The organism is Streptomyces sp. ISL-1 (genome assembly GCF_018614585.1).
Classification (GTDB): Bacteria; Actinomycetota; Actinomycetes; order Streptomycetales; family Streptomycetaceae; genus Streptomyces; species Streptomyces maoxianensis.
The window spans coordinates 1-18,434 of sequence record NZ_JAGGOI010000039.1; the positions used below are offsets into that span (position 1 = coordinate 1).

Genomic DNA, 18,434 nt, shown 5'->3' on the forward strand with positions numbered 1-18,434 from the left:
GACCCTAACTTCCCGGTCTTGGCCTAAAGCCAGCCTAAAGCCGTGGAGCCGACCGCCCCAGCCCCGTGTCGGCCTCTCTCTGACGGTTGGCGTCCGCGCTCGGTGCGCCGCCGCCCGGCCGGGGGGGGGCAGCCCGGCGAAGACAGGGGCTGCCCCCGAGCCGGGGGCAGCGGCGCGCGCCGCGCTTGCGCGGCGCCTTGACGCCCGGGTCCTCTACGTCCGGCAGCAGACGCAGGCCGTCGCGGGGTGATGTACGACGATGATCCCAAGGGGCGTCGCCGTCGTGCGGTGCCGCTGCCTGCGATGTGCATCGCGCCGCTGCGCTGGCATCGGATGCGTCAGGCGGCCTCGGCTTCGGGGATCGCCGGACACGTTTTCGCCACCCGCAATGGTCGGCCGGTCGAGCCGCGGAACCTGTACCGCTCGTTCACCCGCGTCGCCGACTCCGCCGGCCTTCGCGTGATCCGGCTGCACGATGCCCGTCACGGCTGCGCGACTCTGCTGACTGCGGCCGGGGTCGCTCCTCGTGTCGTGATGGAGATCCTCGGGCACAGCCAGATCAGCATCACCATGGACGTCTACACGCACGTCGTCCAGGACACCCAGCGGGAGGCGATCAGCCACATGGATCGGCTGCTCAAGAGGCGGCCCGGCCGTGAGTGACCGCCCGCGTTGATGTCAGGTGCTGATGTCAAAGGCCCCGGACCATGATCGGTCCGGGGCCTTTGCGCTGGTGCCCCCGGCAGGATTCGAACCTGCGACACCCGCTTTAGGAGAGCGGTGCTCTATCCCCTGAGCTACGAAGGCGGGAATCTGTCGGCAAACGTCTCTGAAATTCGTCCGAAGAGAGACGAATCCAGATTGGATCCCGGCAGTGCTGTGGCGGTGCGGCCTGTGAAGGCTCTGCCACCGCCGACAGTGTAGCGGGTGGTGCGGGTGGCGATCATCGGCTTGGTCAGGGCGTGGCCGAGGGCTCGGGGCAGGTCGCACCCGCCGGGGCCTTCAGCACACCGATTTCCCGCAGACCGTTTCCAGTTGCGGCTCCATCGCCCGCGGCACGCGAAGCGAGATCTCCCTCAACTGCTCCGGCTCCAGGACGTCCACGCGCAGGGCGCGTCGTGCCGGTTGCGGCGAGTGGTCTCGCGCTGGTGATGATTGGTGCGGCCTTCACTCATGGCCGCCGCCATGGCCGCCGCGGTGAGCATCGCAACGTCGCCGTGAACGTCGTACCGCTGATCCTCGCGTTGTTCGTCGCCTGGGGACGCTTCGGGCCGTACGCGTTCTGACGCGGGGCGATTTCGCTGGTCCGCCGCGCTACAGCTCCGTGGCAGGTGCCAATGCCGCCGCGGTACGGGGCTCCGTGCCACAGACGCGTTCCGCGCGGCTTAGCGTGGAAGCATGCGCGGGGACACGGTGACCTTGTTCCTCTGCGGTGACGTCATGCTCGGCCGCGGCGTCGATCAGATCCTGCCCCACCCCGGCGACCCCGCCCTCTGGGAGCGGTACACCGCGGACGCACGGTCCTACGTGGAGTTGGCGGAGGCGGTGAACGGGCCGATCACGCGTCCGGTCGAACACACCTGGCCCTGGGGGGACGCCCTGGGGATACTCGACCAGGTCGCTCCCGACGCCCGGGTGGTGAATCTGGAGACCAGCGTCACCAGCAGCAACGACTTCGCGGCGGGCAAGGAAGTGCACTACCGGATGCATCCGGCCAACCTTCCCTGCCTGGCCGCGGCCCGGCCCGACGTCTGTGTGCTGGCCAACAACCACGTGCTGGACTTCGGTCGTCAGGGGCTGGAGGAGACGCTCGACTCGCTGGCCGGCGCAGGCCTGCGGGCGGTGGGAGCGGGGCGGGACGTGGACGAGGCGCGGCGGCCCGCCGTGGTCGCCGTCCAGGGCGGCGCGCGGGTTCTCGTCTTTTCCTTCGGGATGTCGTCCAGCGGCATTCCGCGGAGCTGGGCCGCGGACGAGGACCGGGCAGGGGTCGACTTCGTGGCCCAGCCCTCGGACGCCGCGGCGGCGAACGTCGCACGCCGCGTACGGCATGCGAAACGACCGGGTGACGTGTCGGTCGCCTCCGTCCACTGGGGATCCAACTGGGGATACGGCATCTCGCGAAGCCAGGTCCGTTTCGCGCATGCGCTGATCGACGGCGGAGTCGATGTCGTGCATGGGCACTCCTCGCACCATCCCCGCCCGCTGGAGCTGTACCGGGGGAAGCTCGTCCTCTACGGCTGCGGCGACTTCATCGACGACTACGAAGGCATCACCGGCTACGAGCAGTACCGGGACGACCTGCGGCTGCTGTATTTCGTCACCGTCGAGCGGGACACCGGCAAGGCGGCCGACGTGCAGATGGCCGCCGTGCAGAGCCGGCGGATGCGGCTGAGGCACGCGTCGGGCGAGGACCGCGAGTGGCTGCGGGCGACCCTCGACGGGGTCAGCCGCGGCTTCGGTGTGGGCGTCGGGCTGGAGCCCGGCGGCATGCTCGTGGCCGACGGTCTTGATGGGCCGTACACGGATGTTGACGAGGGTAGGGCGCGGGCATAGCGTCGCTCCTTACTGAGCAGGTGCTTAGAGACGCAGGTGCTTAGAAGAGGTCTTGGCGCAGGTGCTTGGCGCAGGTGCTCAGACGCAGGTGCTCAGAGACGCAGGTGCTCAGAGAGGTCGACCGTGCCGCACCCCGATCCGTCCACCCGCCCCGAAGCCGCACTGGCCGCCCCCGGGGCGCCCTTCGCCGTCGTACGGGGCGAGGACGGCGGGCTGCTCTACGCCGACGGGCCGCGGACCCTGCGGGAGTTCGTCGAAGCCACCTGGTCGTTCGGGGACCAGCCGTTTCTCGTCGCCGCCACCGGGACGTACAGCTATCGCGAGTTCTTCGCCGCGGCCTCCGCGCTCGCCCGGCGTTTTGTCGAGGTGTACGGGCTGCGGCCGGGCGACCGGGCCGTTGTCGCGATGCGGAATCACCCCGAGTGGCAGATCGCCTTCTGGGCCGCCCAGTTGGCGGGACTGGTGGCCGTGCCGCTCAACGCCTGGTGGACGCAGGATGAGTTCGCCTACGCCCTCGACGACTGTTCGCCGCGGGTGCTGCTCGTCGACGGCGAGCGGCTGCCGAGGGTCGACGCCTGGCGCAGGCGGGCCGGCGTTCCGGTCGTCGTCTTCCACGGGGAAGGCGCGCCGGGCGCGGGGGTGGAGCGATACGAAGACTTCGAGGCACCGGATCCGTTCGCCGCGCCGCCCGGCGTCGAGGTGCGGGCCGAGGACGACGCCACCATCATCTATACGTCCGGGACCACCGGGCGGCCCAAGGGCGCCGTCGCCACACAGCTCGCGCAGGCCGGGGCCGCGCACAATCCGCGGTTCCACGCCGCCGCTTCCGCCCTCGCGCGCGGGGTGATGCCGGGCCAGGGGCCGGCGTCGGTGGCGCTGATGACCTTCCCCTGCTTCCATGTGGCCGCGTTCACCACGCTGTACTCCACGATGGCGGCCGGCGGGGCGCTCGTACTGATGCGGAAATGGGACGCCGACGAGGCCCTCGCGCTGATCGAGCGGCACCGCGTCACCCACTTCTCCGGGGTGCCGACCACCGCGCTCCAGCTGCTTGACGCCGCCGAGCGGGCCGGGGCGGAGCTTGAGACGCTCACGCATCTCAACACCGGCGGTGCCGCCGCGCCCCCCGACCTCGTGGCCCGGCTGACGGCCCGCTACGGGCAGCGGATCGAGCCGCGCAACGGCTACGGGCTGACCGAGACCTGCGGTGGCGTGCTCGCCAATTACGGCGCCGGGTACCGGGAGAACCCGCAGAGCGTGGGGCGGCCGACCCCCGCCACCGAGGTGCGGATCGCCGGGCCGGACGGTCATGAACTGCCCGAAGGGCAGGTCGGTGAGTTGTGGCTGCGCGGGCAGGCGCTTGCGCGGGGGTACTGGAACAACCCGGGCGCGACCGCTGCCGCGTTCCACGAGGGCTGGTTCATGACCGGCGACCTCGCGAGCGTGCGGGACGGGCGGGTCAGCATCGTCGACCGGCTCAAGGACATGGTCATCCGCGGTGGCGAGAACGTGTACTGCGTCGAGGTGGAAGCGGTCCTGCACGGCCACCCGGATGTCGCCGACGCCGCGGTGCTGGGCGTCCCGCATCCGGTGCTGGGGGAGGAGGTGGCGGCCGTGGTGCAGCTGCGCGCCGGATCCACGGTCACGGCCGACGAGCTGCGGGCGCACGTCGGCAAGGCCCTCGCCGCATTCAAGGTTCCCGCTCATGTCCTCGTACGGGACGAGCCCGTGCCGCGTAATCCGACCGGGAAGATCCTCAAGCGCGAGCTCCGCGGCCCCGTACAGGACCAGGTGTCGCGGGAACAGGTGTCACAGGACCGGGCGCCGCGGGAGCAGGCGTCGCAGGAGGGGTCTTTCAGGAGCGCGTGACGCGCACCCGGTAGGTGCCCTCCCCGTCCTCCTGGATCACGGCTATGCGGATGCCATTCTGCTGGTCGACGAACGACTGCCCCGGCTGGTACGGCGCGTCCGACAGCTCCGCGTGCACATTGGGACGCCGGGTGCAGCCCCCGCTGTTCCGGGCGCTGTCCGAGATCGCCACCGGACCCTGCCCGGTGTCCACGTCGGACTGGACGCGGTAGATCAGCACACCCGGCTGGCACACGGCCTCGTCGTTGCCCGCCCGGGTGCGCACCTCCACCGCGTACCCCCCGTTCTTGGTGAGCGGCACGATGGCCATCTTCGGGCCGCCCGCGATCGCCAGTGGCGTCAGCGCGTACTCCGTGGTGCCGGGCGCGGACGCGCAGCCGATCTGGTCGGCGTCCAGCCAGCCCAGCTTCCATTTGTGCCAGCCCAGCAGATCGTTGTTGGCTCCCCAGTCCTCGGACATGATGTCCCAGTGGCCGACCGCGCCCGCGCCCTCGGACGTATAGAGGTCGGGCAGGCCGAAGACATGGCCGTTCTCATGGGGCAGTACGCGATACCCCGTCTCGGAGTACGACCCCGAACCGTCGTCCTGGCGGCTGTAGATGAAGGACGTGTTGGCGAGCGGCACGCCGTCCGCGAGCGGGGCCTCGTCATTGCCCGAGAAGGTCACGGACAGAACGGTGTCCAGCGCCGACGGCCCGGCATTCGGCGTGACCAGGACGTTGACCAGGTCGTACGCGCGGAAGTCCACCCGGGAGTCGGCCGCCTGCACTATGTCCTGGACGAGCCGGCGGTAGCCCGGTTCATAGGGCGAGCCGCGCTCTATCCCGTACGCGGCGAACGCCATCGGCATCCGCAGCCAGTCGGTGACCGGGGTGTGCGTGCGGTAGCTGAGACGTCCGTAGGAGCTGGTCCGGAACCAGTCGGCCGTCTGCGGGAAGAACTCCGCGAGCCGGTCCATCGCCGGGCCCGACCCCTCCGCGTCCGGGAAGTCGATCATCAGGTTGAGCGCGCGGACCTCGCCGATGGAGCGGGAGTAGCCGGGCGGGGTCGGCACGCCCTCCGACATCTGGATCCCCAGCGTGGAGGCGATGCGGCAGGGCCCGAGGGCTGACCTGTCGGCGGCTGCCACCGGCCCGGCCGACGCCCGGCTGGTGGTGGGGAGAGTGGCGCTGGCCGTCGTGAGGGTGGCGAGCGCGACAGCTGCGAGGGCGGCGAGCGTGCCGATGCGGCGGGAGCTGCCGCTGGTGCGTATCCGGTGGCGCGTCGGCTGCATGCAATCGCCTTCGGGTCCGCGGCAGCAGGCCGGACCCTTGCTGCACTCATTGCGATCAGCCTGTGACGGGTGGTGGCGGGACGCCTGCCGGGTGGGCCGATCGTGGGTACCGCACGCCTGATGTATGTGACGCAGGTCACATTGGGTAGGGGAAATAACCGGGGATCGTTTCCCCGTTTGAACTCGTGTCCCCGCGAAACGGGGAAGAGGTCCCCGCTTACGTAGCGCTTATGCGTGATGTACGTAGCGATACGAGGCAGAAATGAGAGGGAGTGGAGCCCGTGAGCCCCGCCGCCGACACCGAGGCGCGCCGCTCCACCCGGCCGCGGGCGGACGCCCTGCGGAACAGGGAGCGGATCGTGATGGCCGCGCGCGAGATGTTCGTCGAGTTCGGGCCCGAGGTCCCGCTCGATGACATCGCCCGCCGGGCGGGTGTAGGCAACGCCACGCTCTACCGGCACTTCCCCGACCGCGACACCCTCATCCACGAGGTCGTCCTCTTCGTCCTGACCCGCACGACGCAGCAGGCGCACGAGGCGGCCGAGGAGGCTGACCCCTTCGAGGGGCTGAGGCGCTTCACCCACGCGGCCGCCGACGAACGCATCGGTGCCCTGTGCCCGCTGCTCAGCGGCTCTTTCGACAAGCATTTCCCCGATCTGACCCGTGAGGGGGTGCGCCTCGAAGAGGCAGTCGAGGCCCTCTTCGCGCGCGCGAAGGAAGCGGGCCGGCTCCGCGCCGACGTCGCCGTCGGGGATCTGCTCGTCGCGCTCTCCCAGCTCACCCGGCCACTGCCGGGCACCGCGTGCCTGAGCATCGACCGGTTCGCCCATCGCCATCTGCAGTTGTTCCTGGACGGACTCGAAGCGCCCGCGCGCTCCGAACTGCCGGGCCTTGCCGCGACTTTGGAGGACCTGAGCAGCAGCACGCCATGAAGCGGCACAGCAGCCTGGCAGCGCGGGTGAGTTGAACCGGCGCCGCATTCCTCCGCAACACCTTTGACCACGCCCTTTTTTGACCTCTTCGCACCCTTAGGTGGCCACTCCCATGCCAAAATCCGCCGACATTTCCGTTCCGGATCCCAGCCGCTGGAAAGCGCTGGTGTTCATAGCCGTGGCTCAGCTGATGGTGGTGCTCGACGCGACAATCGTGAACATCGCGCTGCCCACCGCCCAGCAGGACCTCGGCATTTCGGACGCCAACCGCCAGTGGGTCATCACCGCCTACGCGCTCGCCTTCGGCGGACTGCTGCTCTTCGGCGGCCGGATCGCCGACCTGTGGGGCCGTAAGCGGACCTTCATCGTCGGACTGCTCGGCTTCGCCGCGGCTTCCGCGCTCGGTGGCGCGGCGACCAGCGAGGCATTGCTGCTCGGCTCGCGCGCTCTGCAGGGTGCTTTCGGCGCGCTGCTCGCGCCTGCCGCGCTCTCCCTGCTCGCGGTGATGTTCACCGACGCCAAGGAGCGTGCCAAGGCCTTCGGTATCTACGGTGCGATCGCCGGTGGCGGTGGCGCCGTCGGCCTGATCCTGGGCGGCTTCCTCACCGAGTACCTGAACTGGCGCTGGACCTTCTTCGTCAACATCCCCTTCGCGATCGTCGCCGCTGTCGGCGCGTACCTCGTGATCCGTGAGCCGGAGGGCGCGCGCAACCGCTCCTCGCTCGACATCCCCGGCGTCGTCCTGTCCACCCTCGGCCTGGTGGCGCTGGTGTACGGCTTCACCCGCGCCGAGTCCGCCGGCTGGTCCGACAGCCTGACCGTGGGCATGTTCGTCGCATCCGTGGTGCTGCTCGCCGGTTTCGTCGTCACCGAGGCGAAGGTCAAGTCCCCGCTGCTGCCGCTGCGCGTCCTGACCGAACGCAACCGCGGCGGTGTCTACCTGTCGCTGGGGCTCGCCATCATCGCGATGTTCGGGCTGTTCCTCTTCCTGACGTTCTACCTGCAGGTCGTGAAGGGGTACTCCCCGGTCCGGACAGGCTTCGCGTTCCTGCCGATGATCGCGGGCATGATCACGGGCTCGACCCAGATCGGCGCCCGGCTGATGACCCGCGTTCCGCCGCGGCTGCTGATGGGCCCCGGCTTCCTGGTCGCGGCGACCGGCATGCTGATGCTGACCCAACTGGAGATCGGCAGCTCCTACGCGGGTCTGATCCTGCCGGCGCAGGTGCTGCTGGGCCTCGGCATGGGTACGGCCTTCATGCCGGCGATGTCGCTGGCCACGCACGGTGTGAACCCGGCCGACGCCGGTGTCGCCTCCGCGATGGTCAACACCTCGCAGCAGGTCGGAGGCGCGATCGGAACGGCGCTGCTGAACACGATCGCGGCCTCGGCCACGACCGCGTACGTCACCTCGCACGCGGCGGGAGCGGCCAACCCGAAGCTGCTCGAACTCCAGGCCATGGTGCACGGCTTCTCGTCGGCGATCTGGTGGGCGGTCGGGATCCTGGTTTCCGCCGCCGCGATCGCGTTCACGCTCATCAACACCGGGCGTCCGGGGGCCGGTTCGGTCACCGCGGCATCGGGTGACGGCATAGAGGGCGGGATCGACGAGATCAAGGTCCCGGTCGTCGCGCACTGACACGAGCTCGGCGGACGCCGAGAGGTCAAGCGGACTGGGCCCCGCCCGGGGTGAACCCGGGCGGGGCCCTTCGCTTGCGGTGCGGGTGTGGTGCGGATGGCGCGGATGGTGCGGGGTTGTGCGGATGGTGCGGTCTCTGCCCCTTGTGGTGCGGGCTCAGCGCAGCCAGGGCAGGTCGGCGCCGGAGTCCTGCGGCTGGAGCCCCTCGGCCATGATCTTCATGATCTCGCCGAGCTTTCCGACCTGCTCGGGCGTGAGCCGGTCGAACATCGCTTGTCGTACGGCCTCGACATGGCCGGGCGCGGACCGTTCGAGGATCTTGAAGCCGTCGTCCGTCAGCACGGCGTTCTGCCCGCGCTTGTCGGAGGGGCAGTCCTCCCGGCGAACCCAGCCGTTCTTCTCGAGACGCGCTATCGCGTGCGAGAGCCGGGACCGGGTGATCTTCGCGTCGATGGCCAGCTCGGTCATCCGCTTGCGGCGGCGCGGGGCCTGGGAGAGCTGGACGAGCAGACCGTAGTAGATGTGCGGCATGCCCGCGTCGCGCTGGAGCTGGCGGTCGAGGTGGTCTTCGAGGAGCGTGGTGGCATGGAGATAGGCACGCCAGACGCGCTGTTCGTCCTCGGTGAGCCAGCGTGGCTCGCGGCCGCCCCCGCCAGTGGATGCCGTGTTCATGTATCCCACTCTACGACTCATTCTTGAAAGTTGAACTATGTGGGGTTGAGAGGTAGCTTGAAAGTTCAAGTTATGTCGAAGTGGATCCGAAGTGGACCGGGAGCCGCTGTCATGAATGCCACCCCTGCCGCGGAACGCATGCCCGCCCTCTATCTCTCGCACGGCGCGCCGCCGTTGGCCGACGACCCCGTCTGGCCCGGCGAGCTCGCCGCCTGGTCCGCTTCCCTGCCGCGCCCGAAGGCGATCCTCATGGTCTCGGCCCACTGGGAGGACGCCCCGCTCGCGCTCGGCGCGACCGAGACCGTACCGCTGGTGTACGACTTCTGGGGCTTCCCCGAGCACTACTACCGGGTCCGGTACGACGCGCCCGGCGCGCCCGAACTCGCCCATTCCGTACGGAAGTTGCTGCGCTCCGCCGGAACGCCGGTGCAGGACGTCCCGGACCGCGGGCTCGACCACGGCGCCTACGTCCCGCTGGTGGAGATGTTCCCGGGCGCCGACATCCCCGTACTCCAGATCTCCATGCCCACGCTCGACCCGCGGAAGCTGATGGACATCGGGCGCAGGCTCGCGCCGCTGCGTGACGAGGGCGTGCTGATCGTCGGCAGTGGTTTCTTCACCCACAATCTGGCCGCGCTGCGGCACCAGGGGACTCCCGGCTGGTCGGCGGAGTTCGACGACTGGGGGCGGCGGGCGCTCGCGGCGGCGGACGTGGACGCGCTGCTGGACTTCGAGAACAAGGCCCCGGCAGGACGGCTGGCCCACCCGCGGACCGAGCACTTCGCGCCGCTGTTCGTCAGCCTGGGAGCGTCTGAGGGCGAGCTCAAGAGCGGGCAGAGCGTGATCGACGGCTTCTGGATGGGCCTGGCGAAGCGCTCCCTGCAGTTCGGCTAGCCGGCGCCGAGGTCCTGCTCGTACCGCCGAGGTCCTTCTCGTACCAGGCCACGTCCCAGTACCGGCCGAACTTCCGGCCCACTTCGAGGTACGTGCCGGTGTGCCGGAAGCCGAAACGCGCGTGCAGCCGGGCCGACGCCTCGTTCGGCTGGGCGATCCCGGCGTAGGCGCGGTGCAGGTCTTCACCGTCGAGCGCCTCGAAGAGCGCCTTGTAGAGGAGCGTGCCGATGCCGCGGCCCGCGGCATCGGGGGCGCAGTAGACGCTGACCTCGACGGAGGTGGAGTACGCGGGCTTGGGGCGGAAGGGGCTGCTGGTCGCATACCCGAGGAGTAGGGCAGAACGGACATCCCGAGCAACCAAAAGACGGTGGGGGCCGTCTTCAGGGTGGGAGTGCAGCCATGGGCGGCGCTGCTCGGGTGTGAAGGCGATCGTGTCGAAGGTGGCGGCGGTCTCACGTACGTAGTGGTTGTAGAGCTCCGTGAGGGCCACGAGATCGGCCTCCGTGCCCGCTCTGACCTGCACCTCTGTGTAATCGTTCGGCACTCTTCCTCCCGATGGGCGGACAGGGTACTGCAAGATCACGAAAATCGATGTGTCGCGCGGGAATTCTGTCCGGATTCCAGTCGTTGTTTCCTACGGATGCAGGGCACCCGGGAGGGTGTCGCGACCTACTCAACAAGGGAGCTCGCATGGCAACCCGTGCCGTCGCCCGTCGTCAGTCCGGCTCCACCGGGACAGGCCGGGCAGGCAGTGCCGTGGGCGGGGAGATCGCCGACCGCGACCTGGTCGGCATGTACCTCGATGAGATCGCGCGTACGCCGCTGCTCGACGCGGCCAAGGAAGTCGAGCTGTCAAAGACCATCGAGGCGGGTGTGTATGCCGGCCAGATCCTCGACGGCGATGTGGAGAGCGAGGGCGTCAAGGCGACGCGCGAGGAACTCGAGGCGCTGGTCGCCGAGGGCGAGCGCGCGAAGGACGTCTTCATCCGCTCCAACCTCCGGCTCGTGGTGGCCGTGGCCCGGCGCTACCCGCGCAGCGGCCTGCCCCTGCTCGACCTGATCCAGGAGGGCAATGCAGGTCTGGTGCGCGCGGTCGAGAAGTTCGACTACGCCAAGGGCTTCAAGTTCTCGACGTACGCCACGTGGTGGATCCGCCAGGCGATCACCCGTTCCATAGCCGACCAGTCCCGCACGATCCGGCTCCCCGTCCACCTGGTGGAGGAGCTCGGCCGGATACGCCGTGTCCAGCGCGAGTTCAACCGGGAGAACGGTCGGGAACCGGAGGCCGCAGAGGTCGCCAAGGAGCTGGATTCCACCCCCGAGCGCGTCGCTGACGTCCTCGACTGGGCGCGCGACCCGGTCAGCCTGAACATGGCGGTGGACGACGCCGGTGAGACACAGTTCGGCGACCTGCTGGAGGACACCTCGGCGGTCTCGCCGGAGCAGTCGGTGCTCACGCTGCTGCGCAGCGAGGAGCTGGAAGACCTGATCGGCAAGCTCGACCACCGGACGGCGTCGATCATCCGTATGCGGTACGGCATCGAGGACGGCCGGGAGCGCACCCTGACGGAGGTCGGCAAGCAGCACGGTCTGACGCGGGAGCGGATCCGGCAGATCGAGAAGCACGCGCTGCTGGAGCTGAAGCGGATGGCGCGCGACACGGGCTTCGACGCGGCGGCGTAATCGACCGCGGCGGCACAAGCCCCCATAGACGGACCCCGGCACCATCCCCCCCCGGTGCCGGGGTCCTTTCATGTCCCGTGGCCGGGGCCGGGGCCGCGGCCCTGTCCTGTGCCCGCGGCCCTGTCCGTGCCCCGCGTCACCGGACAGGAGTTGCCCGCACCAGGCGCGCGCCCAGGTCCGTCACGTACTGAACCAGCGGCGGCGGGCCGTGGACCATGAACTCGCAGTCCACCAGCGCCAGTCGGAGCGCCACCCACTCCAGCGAGTCCGTCGACCGAGCTCGCAGCCGGCATGTCCCCTCTCCCGTCGTCTCCGGCGCGCCCAGCGTGTCCGGGAGACGCGCGGACACGAAGGCCGCCGGGGCCTCGAAGGTCACGTCAATGTTGTGCGCCGGCTGCCGGGACATGGTGTGCCCCAGCAGTTCCGTGGCGCTGCCCGTCGGCAACTCCCGCGGCACGAAGCGCGACCCCGTGGCGAAGGGTTCGGAGACCCGGTCGACCCGGAACGTACGCCAGTCCTCCCGGGCGATGTCGTACGCGACGAGATACCACCGGCGGCCGGTTGAGACGAGGCGGTACGGCTCGACCTGCCGCTTCGTCTCGGTGCCGTCGCCCGCGCGGTAGCCGAAGCGGAGCCGTTCCTGCCCGGTGGCCGCGCCCGCGATGGCCGTCAGAGTGTGCGGGTCGATCCTCGCGCCGTCGCCCCGGGTGAGTGGAATCGTCGCCGCCTGGAGCGTGATCACCCGGTGCCGCAGCCGGGACGGCAGCACCTGCTCCAGTTTGGCGAGGGCGCGTACGGACGCCTCCTCGATGCCCTCGATCGCGTGGCCGGCCCCCGCTCGCAACCCGACCGCGATCGCGACTGCCTCCTCGTCGTCGAGCAGCAGCGGCGGCATGGCGGCGCCCGCGACCAGCCGGTACCCGCCGACCGCGCCCTTCGTCGCCTCGACCGGATAGCCGAGGTCGCGCAGCCGGTCGATGTCGCGCCGGATGGTGCGCGGGCTCACTTCGAGGCGCTCGGCGAGCTCGCTGCCCGGCCACTCGCGCGGTGTCTGGAGGAGGGAGAGCAGATTCAGGAGTCGTGCCGGAGTGTCCGTCATGTTCTCAGGATGCCGCTTATATAGGTCGTGATCTGGCCTATATGGTCTCTAGCTTCACTTCCATGAGTTCACAGCCCGCCGTACCGGATACGGCTTCAGACCGTCGTCGCTGGATCGCGCTTGCCATCGTCATGACCGCTGCCTTCATGGATCTGGTCGACGTCACCATCGTCAACATCGCGATCCCGAGCATCGAGCGGGACCTCGGGACCTCCTTCGGTGCGATCCAGTGGATCACCGCCGGTTACGCGCTGGCCTTCGCCGCCGGTCTGATCACGGGCGGCAGGCTCGGTGACATCTACGGCCGCAAGCGGCTGTTCCTGATCGGCATCACCGGCTTCACGCTCGCCTCCGCGCTCTGCGGATTCGCCGCCAACGAGGAGATGCTGGTCGCCTCCCGCCTGCTGCAGGGCGCGACCGCCGCGATGATGGTTCCGCAGGTGCTGGCGATCATCCATGTCACCTTCCCGGCGCACGAACGCGGCAAGGTCTTCGGCATGTTCGGCGCGATCATCGGGCTCGGCGCGGTGTCCGGGCCGCTGCTCGGCGCGCTGCTGACCCAGTGGAACCTCTTCGGCCTCCAGTGGCGGCCGATCTTCCTGATCAACCTGCCGGTGGGAATAGCCGGACTGATCCTGGGCCGGAAGTACATCACCGAGTCCCGCGCCCCGAAGGCGCTCAAGCTCGACCTGGTCGGCGTCGCGCTGGTCACGCTCGGCCTGCTGATGCTGATCTACCCCCTGACGCGCGGCCGTGAGCTGGGCTGGCCGCTGTGGGGTCACCTCTGCATGGCCGGCAGCCTGCTCGTCTTCGCCGCGTTCGTCGCGTATGAGAAGTACAAGACGAGCAAGGACTCCTCGCCGCTCGTCGAGCTGTCGCTGTTCAAGGTGAAGAGCTTCGCCGCGGGCATCGCCGTGCAGCTCACGTTCGGGATCGTGTGCGGGATCTTCTTCCTGGTCTGGACGCTCTACATGCAGATCGGTCTCGGCTGGTCGCCGCTGCGGGCGGGGCTGACCGGCGTCCCCTTCTCCATCGCCGTGTCCGCGGCGGCCGGAATGTCCGTACAGAAGCTGGTGCCGCGCTTCGGCCGGAAGGTGCTGCAGGCGGGCGCGGTGACGATGGCCACGGGTCTGCTGCTCTACATCTGGGAGGCGGGGCGGTACGGCATGGGAATCCAGTCCTGGCAGATGGCGCTGCCGCTGGTGGTCATGGGCGTCGGGATGGGCCTGATCGTGGCGCCGCTGACGGACGCGGTGCTGTCGGAGGTGCCGCGCGAGCACTCGGGTTCGGCGTCCGGGCTGATCAACACCACTATGCAGATGGGCAATGCGCTGGGCCTGGGGCTGGTCTCGGTGGTCTTCTTCGGCTCGATCGACGACCGGATCGCGCCGAGCGCGGTCGGGAAGGCGTTCGGGGAGGCGTTCCAGAACTCGCTGTGGTGGGTGGTGGCGGTGCTGGTCGTGATCTTCGTCGTGATGTTCGCGCTGCCGGCGAGGCCGAAGCAGCATGTGGAGGGGGCGGAGGCGGAGATCGAGGCCGAGCCCGTGGGGCCTGTCGACCGGGAGCCGGTGCTCGCCGGCTGAGCTCGCGGTGCGTACGCGGCCCGGCCCGGGGATTCGTCCCCGGGCCGGGTTTTTCTGTTCCGGGCTCTTTCCGTGTGTGTCCGCCTCATGCCCGAATCTGTTTACTTTGCCGAAATCCAGGCGTAGTCTACGAGTGAAGCCACAGGTTCGGGCACAGAACGGATGTAAACCCACATGTACGCACCCGAGCGCCAGCAGGAGATCCTGCGACTCGCCCGCGACGGCGGCCGCGTCGATGTGCTCTCCCTCGCCGAGGAGTTCCAGGTCACCGCCGAGACCATCCGGCGCGACCTCAAGGCGCTGGACCGGGCAGGGCTTGTCCGCCGGGTGCACGGTGGGGCCATACCGGCCGGGCGGCTCGACTTCGAGCCCGACCTCGCCGAGCGTGAGTCCACCGCCGCGGACGAGAAGGACCGCATCGCGCACACCGCGCTCGCCGAACTGCCGGCGGACGGCAGCGTGATCCTCGACGCCGGGTCCACCGTGGGGCGCCTCGCTGCTTCTTTCCCGCTGGAGTGCTCGCTCACCGTCGTCACCCACGCCCTGTCCGTCGCGGCGCGCCTCGCCGACCACCCCGGCATCGATCTCCACCTGGTGGGCGGTCGGGTCCGGCACCGGACGCGGGCCGCGGTCGACGCGTGGGCGCTGCGGGCGTACGGAGAGATCAACGCGGACGTCGCCTTCCTCGGCACCAACGGCTTCTCGGTCGACGGCGGGCTCACCACGCCCGACCTCGCCGAGGGTTCCGTCAAACGCACGATCGTCTCGGCCGCGCGACGCGTGGTGCTGCTGGCGGACTCGGCCAAGCACGGGCAGTCGCACTTCGCCCGCTTCGGCGACCTCGCCGACGTCGACCTGCTCATCACCGACAGCGGTCTCAGCCCCAAGGACGCCGCGGCGATCGAGGCCGCGGGAACGGAAGTTGTACGCGCATGATCCTGACCGTCACCCCGAACCCCTCGCTGGACCGTACGTACGAGGTCCCGGCGCTGGACCGCGGCGAAGTCCTGCGGGCCACGGCCGAGCGGATGGACCCCGGCGGCAAGGGCGTCAACGTCTCGCGGGCAGTCGCGGCCGCCGGGCACCGTACGGTCGCGGTCATGCCGCTGGGCGGGGCGCCCGGCGCGCTCGTCGCGGAGCTGCTGACGGGGCAGCGCATCGAGGTCGCGCCGGTTTTGGTGGTGGGCGCGACGCGCTCCAACATCGCGCTGGCCGAGCCGGACGGGACGCTGACGAAGATCAACGCACCCGGCCCCGAACTGAGCGCCGCGGAAGCCGAGTCGCTCCTGTCCGCGGTCACCGCGCACTCCGCCTCCGCGGCCTGGATCGCGTGCTGCGGCAGCCTGCCGCGCGGCCTCGCGCCCCAGTGGTACGCCGAGCTGGTCACCCGGGCGCACGCCGCGGGGGCGCGGGTCGCACTCGACACCTCCGGCCCGTCCCTGCTGGCGGCCCTGCGCTCGCGCCCCGACGTCGTCAAACCCAACGCCGACGAACTCGCCCAGGCGGTGGGCCGCCCGCTGGCCACGCTCGGCGACGCGGTCAAGGCGGCGGAGGAGGTGCGCGGGCTCGGCGCGGGAGCGGTGCTGGCGAGCCTGGGCGCTGACGGCCAGCTGCTGGTCTCGTCCGCGGGCGCCTTCTACGGGCACGCCTCTGTGACCGCCGTACGCAGCAACGTCGGCGCGGGCGACGCATCGCTGGCCGGCTTCCTGGCGGCCGGCGGCGAGGGACCGAAGGCGTTGTCCGCGGCGGTCGCACACGGCGCGGCGGCGGTCCAGCTGCCGGGCAGCGTGATGCCGAAACCGACCGACCTCGACCCGTCCGCGGTCACCGTGACCGCGGACATCCCCCTGGACCGAGCACTCACCGAGCAAGGGAACCCGCGATGAGCGAAATGATCAGCGCGGACCTGGTCGACCTCGACCTGGCCGCGACGACGAAGGAGGCCGCGGCCCGTTCGCTGGCCGAGCGGATGGTGGCCCTGGGCCGGGTCACCGACCTGGAGGGTTTCCTGGCGGACGTGGCGGCCCGCGAAGCCCAGATGCCGACGGGCCTGGACGGCGGGATCGGCATCCCGCACTGCCGCAGCGCGCATGTCACCGAGCCGACACTGGCATTCGGCCGCAGCGCGGCGGGCATCGACTTCGGCGCCCCGGACGGCCCGGCGGACCTGATCTTCCTCATAGCGGCCCCCGCGGGCGCGGACGACGCCCACTTGACGATCCTGTCGAGCCTGGCGCGCCGCTTGATGGACGAGAACTTCACGGGGACGCTGCGGGGAGCGACGGATGCGGAGCCGACTGCCGCGCTGATCCGGGGCGACGCTCCGGATGCGGCGGAGGGCGCGGAGGCGGCCGATGCGGTGGCGGAGGGCGTCGGCTCGGGCGCGGCTGCCGCGACGGTGCCGGGCGCACCGGGCGCACCGGCTTCGCCGGACGGCGGCGCGGGCTCACCGGACGCGGCCGACGGGGTGGCGGAGGCCGCTACGGCCTCGGGCGACCGGGTGCCGAGCGGCGACGGGGGCGCGGCTGCCGCGACGGCGCCGGGCTCACCGGGCGCGGCCGGCGCCGTGGTGCCGGGCGCCGACGATGCCGTATCCGACCGGGAGGATGTCGCATCCGGCGGGGCGGCCGCCGCCGACCGCGGCGAGCACGTGTCCCCCGACCGCGCGGAGCCGGTGGCTGCCGGCGCGGACGGGGATGCGGGGCGGAGCCCCGGTTCCGGGAAGGGGCGGGATGGCGGAGACACCACCCCCTTCCGCGTCGTCGCCGTCACCTCCTGCCCCACCGGCATCGCCCACACGTACATGGCTGCCGAATCCCTCGAAAAGGCCGGCGAAGCCCACGGCGTCCAAGTCGCCGTCGAGACGCAGGGGTCCGCCGGGTTCACCCGGCTCGACCCCAAGGTCATCGCCGACGCCGACGGCGTGATCTTCGCGCACGACGTGCCCGTACGGGACAAGGAGCGTTTCGCCGGGAAGCCCACCGTCGACGTCGGCGTCAAGGCCGGGATCAACCGGCCCGCCGAGCTCATCGCCGAGGTCCGTGGCAAGGCCGAGCGCGGTGAAGTCAGCGGTCCCGCCAAGACCACGCCCGTCGACGCGGCCGGCGAGCCCGGCGAGGGCTACGGCACCAAGCTGCGCAAGTGGCTGATGTCCGGCGTCAGTTACATGGTCCCGTTCGTCGCCGCGGGCGGCCTCCTCATCGCCCTCGGCTTCGCCATCGGCGGCTACGAGATCTCCGACGCCAAGTCAGTCGCCGAGCACTTCGTCTGGGCCGACCTCACCAGCTGGGCCGCCCTCCTCTTCCAGGTCGGTGGACTCGCCTTCAGCTTCCTCGTCCCCGTACTCGCCGGCTACATCGCTTACGGAATGGCCGACCGCCCCGGTCTCGTCCCCGGCTTCGTCGGCGGCGCCATCGCGCTCACCATCAACGCCGGCTTCCTCGGCGGCCTGATCGCCGGTCTGCTCGCGGGCGGCACCGTCATGGCGATCCAACGCCTCAAAGTGCCCAAACCACTTCGCGGCATCATGCCGGTGGTCGTGATCCCGCTCATCTCGTCCGCGGTCGTCGGGTTCCTGATGTTCCTGGTGATCGGCAAGCCCATCGCCGAGCTTCAGCAGGCGCTCACCGACTGGCTGTCCAGCCTCTCCGGGGCCAACGCCGTCATCCTCGGCGCCATCCTCGGGCTGATGATGTGCTTCGACCTCGGCGGCCCGCTCAACAAGGTGGCGTACACCTTCGCGGTCGGCGGTCTCGCGAACCCCAACGAAGGTTCCCTCAAGGTCATGGCCGCGGTGATGGCCGCCGGCATGGTGCCGCCGCTGGCGATGGCCCTGGCCACCGTCGTACGCGGCCGGCTCTTCACCAAGACCGAGCGCGAGAACGGCAAGGCCGCCTGGGTGCTCGGGGCGTCCTTCATCACCGAGGGAGCGATCCCGTTCGCCGCGGCCGACCCGCTCCGGGTGATCCCGGCGGCGATGGCGGGCGGCGCGGTCACCGGCGGCCTGTCGATGGCCTTCGAGTGCACCCTGCGCGCACCGCACGGCGGCATCTTCGTGGTGCCGCTGATCGGCAACCCGTTCCTCTACCTGATTGCGATCGTCGCGGGCACGCTGGTCAGCGCGGGCGTGGTCATTCTCCTCAAGAGCGCGCGCAAGCGGCAGCCTGAGAAGGCCCCGGCCGCGGCCGAGGAGGAGACCGAGGTGCTCGCGGCGGCCTGAGCTTGATCCTTAACCTCG

The 18,434-nt window shown here is 70.4% G+C and carries 15 protein-coding genes, 1 tRNA gene and 1 pseudogene; 12 read left to right on the top strand and 5 right to left on the bottom strand.

The window, feature by feature from the left end; translation table 11 throughout:
- Positions 1 to 196: 196 nt before the first annotated feature.
- A pseudogene (locus J7E87_RS27310) lies at positions 197 to 663 on the top strand (tyrosine-type recombinase/integrase); the annotation flags it as partial.
- Between the two features lie 68 nt (positions 664 to 731).
- On the opposite strand, the gene J7E87_RS27315 reads toward J7E87_RS27310, so the two are convergent.
- Positions 732 to 807 (bottom strand) — tRNA-Arg (locus J7E87_RS27315).
- A gap of 311 nt (positions 808 to 1,118) precedes the next feature.
- Between J7E87_RS27315 and J7E87_RS36585 the strand changes: the two genes are divergently transcribed.
- From J7E87_RS36585 to J7E87_RS27330, 3 genes are all read left to right on the top strand, one after another.
- Complete coding sequence (locus J7E87_RS36585; RefSeq protein WP_374195234.1) at positions 1,119 to 1,286, top strand: DoxX family protein; 168 nt, start codon at positions 1,119 to 1,121, stop codon at positions 1,284 to 1,286.
- Positions 1,287 to 1,398: 112 nt separating this feature from the next.
- Positions 1,399 to 2,553, top strand: coding sequence for a CapA family protein (locus tag J7E87_RS27325; protein ID WP_215097210.1), 1,155 nt, complete (start codon positions 1,399 to 1,401; stop codon positions 2,551 to 2,553).
- A 123-nt stretch (positions 2,554 to 2,676) separates the two neighbouring features.
- Positions 2,677 to 4,422 carry a class I adenylate-forming enzyme family protein gene (locus tag J7E87_RS27330; protein ID WP_215097211.1) on the top strand — a complete coding sequence of 582 codons (1,746 nt, stop codon included), beginning with the start codon at positions 2,677 to 2,679 and terminating at the stop codon, positions 4,420 to 4,422.
- Here J7E87_RS27330 and J7E87_RS27335 read toward each other — a convergent pair.
- Positions 4,409 to 5,695, bottom strand: a complete 1,287-nt coding sequence (locus tag J7E87_RS27335; protein ID WP_215097212.1) for a M6 family metalloprotease domain-containing protein — start codon at positions 5,693 to 5,695, stop codon at positions 4,409 to 4,411. The two genes, J7E87_RS27330 and J7E87_RS27335, sit on opposite strands and share 14 nt — an antisense overlap.
- 281 nt (positions 5,696 to 5,976) lie before the next feature.
- Between J7E87_RS27335 and J7E87_RS27340 the strand changes: the two genes are divergently transcribed.
- Both J7E87_RS27340 and J7E87_RS27345 read left to right on the top strand, forming a co-directional pair.
- The gene (locus tag J7E87_RS27340; RefSeq protein ID WP_308313094.1) at positions 5,977 to 6,627 is read left to right on the top strand and encodes a TetR/AcrR family transcriptional regulator; all 651 of its coding nucleotides are present in this window, start codon (positions 5,977 to 5,979) and stop codon (positions 6,625 to 6,627) included.
- A 112-nt stretch (positions 6,628 to 6,739) separates the two neighbouring features.
- Positions 6,740 to 8,266 (top strand): MFS transporter, encoded by a 1,527-nt coding sequence (locus J7E87_RS27345; RefSeq protein ID WP_215097213.1) that lies wholly within the window; start codon positions 6,740 to 6,742, stop codon positions 8,264 to 8,266.
- Between the two features lie 156 nt (positions 8,267 to 8,422).
- On the opposite strand, the gene J7E87_RS27350 is transcribed toward J7E87_RS27345, so the two are convergent.
- On the bottom strand, positions 8,423 to 8,947 hold the full coding sequence (locus J7E87_RS27350; RefSeq protein WP_374195235.1) for a MarR family winged helix-turn-helix transcriptional regulator: 525 nt from the start codon (positions 8,945 to 8,947) through the stop codon (positions 8,423 to 8,425).
- 102 nt (positions 8,948 to 9,049) lie between these two features.
- On the opposite strand from J7E87_RS27350, the gene J7E87_RS27355 reads away from it, so the two are divergent.
- Positions 9,050 to 9,832 carry a dioxygenase gene (locus J7E87_RS27355; protein ID WP_215097215.1) on the top strand — a complete coding sequence of 261 codons (783 nt, stop codon included), beginning with the start codon at positions 9,050 to 9,052 and terminating at the stop codon, positions 9,830 to 9,832.
- Here J7E87_RS27355 and J7E87_RS27360 read toward each other — a convergent pair.
- Complete coding sequence (locus J7E87_RS27360; protein ID WP_215097216.1) at positions 9,762 to 10,376, bottom strand: GNAT family N-acetyltransferase; 615 nt, start codon at positions 10,374 to 10,376, stop codon at positions 9,762 to 9,764. The two genes, J7E87_RS27355 and J7E87_RS27360, sit on opposite strands and share 71 nt — an antisense overlap.
- Positions 10,377 to 10,522: 146 nt before the next feature.
- On the opposite strand from J7E87_RS27360, the gene J7E87_RS27365 reads away from it, so the two are divergent.
- Positions 10,523 to 11,515, top strand: coding sequence for an RNA polymerase sigma factor RpoD/SigA (locus J7E87_RS27365; RefSeq protein ID WP_215097217.1), 993 nt, complete (start codon positions 10,523 to 10,525; stop codon positions 11,513 to 11,515).
- 136 nt (positions 11,516 to 11,651) lie between these two features.
- Here the strand turns inward: J7E87_RS27365 and J7E87_RS27370 are convergent, their stop codons facing one another.
- The gene (locus J7E87_RS27370; RefSeq protein ID WP_215097218.1) at positions 11,652 to 12,614 is read right to left on the bottom strand and encodes a YafY family protein; all 963 of its coding nucleotides are present in this window, start codon (positions 12,612 to 12,614) and stop codon (positions 11,652 to 11,654) included.
- A gap of 62 nt (positions 12,615 to 12,676) precedes the next feature.
- Between J7E87_RS27370 and J7E87_RS27375 the strand changes: the two genes are divergently transcribed.
- The 4 genes from J7E87_RS27375 to J7E87_RS27390 all read left to right on the top strand — a co-directional run bounded on the left by J7E87_RS27375 (position 12,677) and on the right by J7E87_RS27390 (position 18,416).
- Positions 12,677 to 14,197, top strand: coding sequence for an MFS transporter (locus tag J7E87_RS27375; RefSeq protein ID WP_251018084.1), 1,521 nt, complete (start codon positions 12,677 to 12,679; stop codon positions 14,195 to 14,197).
- Between the two features lie 174 nt (positions 14,198 to 14,371).
- On the top strand, positions 14,372 to 15,133 hold the full coding sequence (locus J7E87_RS27380; protein WP_215097220.1) for a DeoR/GlpR family DNA-binding transcription regulator: 762 nt from the start codon (positions 14,372 to 14,374) through the stop codon (positions 15,131 to 15,133).
- Positions 15,130 to 16,083: a 1-phosphofructokinase gene (gene pfkB, locus J7E87_RS27385; protein ID WP_215097221.1), complete on the top strand. Its 954-nt coding sequence runs from the start codon at positions 15,130 to 15,132 to the stop codon at positions 16,081 to 16,083. Before J7E87_RS27380 ends, pfkB begins: the two co-directional genes overlap by 4 nt.
- On the top strand, positions 16,080 to 18,416 hold the full coding sequence (locus tag J7E87_RS27390) for a fructose-specific PTS transporter subunit EIIC (protein ID WP_215097222.1): 2,337 nt from the start codon (positions 16,080 to 16,082) through the stop codon (positions 18,414 to 18,416). Before pfkB ends, J7E87_RS27390 begins: the two co-directional genes overlap by 4 nt.
- The last annotated feature ends 18 nt before the right edge of the window (positions 18,417 to 18,434 follow it).

Coding starts and splice junctions, on each gene's coding strand:
- J7E87_RS27390 (WP_215097222.1), top strand. CDS start 16,080: ATGAGCGAAATGATCAGCGCGGACCTGGTCGACCTCGACCTGGCCGCG.
- pfkB (WP_215097221.1), top strand. CDS start 15,130: ATGATCCTGACCGTCACCCCGAACCCCTCGCTGGACCGTACGTACGAG.
- J7E87_RS27365 (WP_215097217.1), top strand. CDS start 10,523: ATGGCAACCCGTGCCGTCGCCCGTCGTCAGTCCGGCTCCACCGGGACA.
- J7E87_RS27355 (WP_215097215.1), top strand. CDS start 9,050: ATGAATGCCACCCCTGCCGCGGAACGCATGCCCGCCCTCTATCTCTCG.
- J7E87_RS27380 (WP_215097220.1), top strand. CDS start 14,372: ATGTACGCACCCGAGCGCCAGCAGGAGATCCTGCGACTCGCCCGCGAC.
- J7E87_RS27375 (WP_251018084.1), top strand. CDS start 12,677: ATGAGTTCACAGCCCGCCGTACCGGATACGGCTTCAGACCGTCGTCGC.
- J7E87_RS27335 (WP_215097212.1), bottom strand. CDS start 5,695: ATGCAGCCGACGCGCCACCGGATACGCACCAGCGGCAGCTCCCGCCGC.
- J7E87_RS27370 (WP_215097218.1), bottom strand. CDS start 12,614: ATGACGGACACTCCGGCACGACTCCTGAATCTGCTCTCCCTCCTCCAG.
- J7E87_RS27325 (WP_215097210.1), top strand. CDS start 1,399: ATGCGCGGGGACACGGTGACCTTGTTCCTCTGCGGTGACGTCATGCTC.
- J7E87_RS27345 (WP_215097213.1), top strand. CDS start 6,740: ATGCCAAAATCCGCCGACATTTCCGTTCCGGATCCCAGCCGCTGGAAA.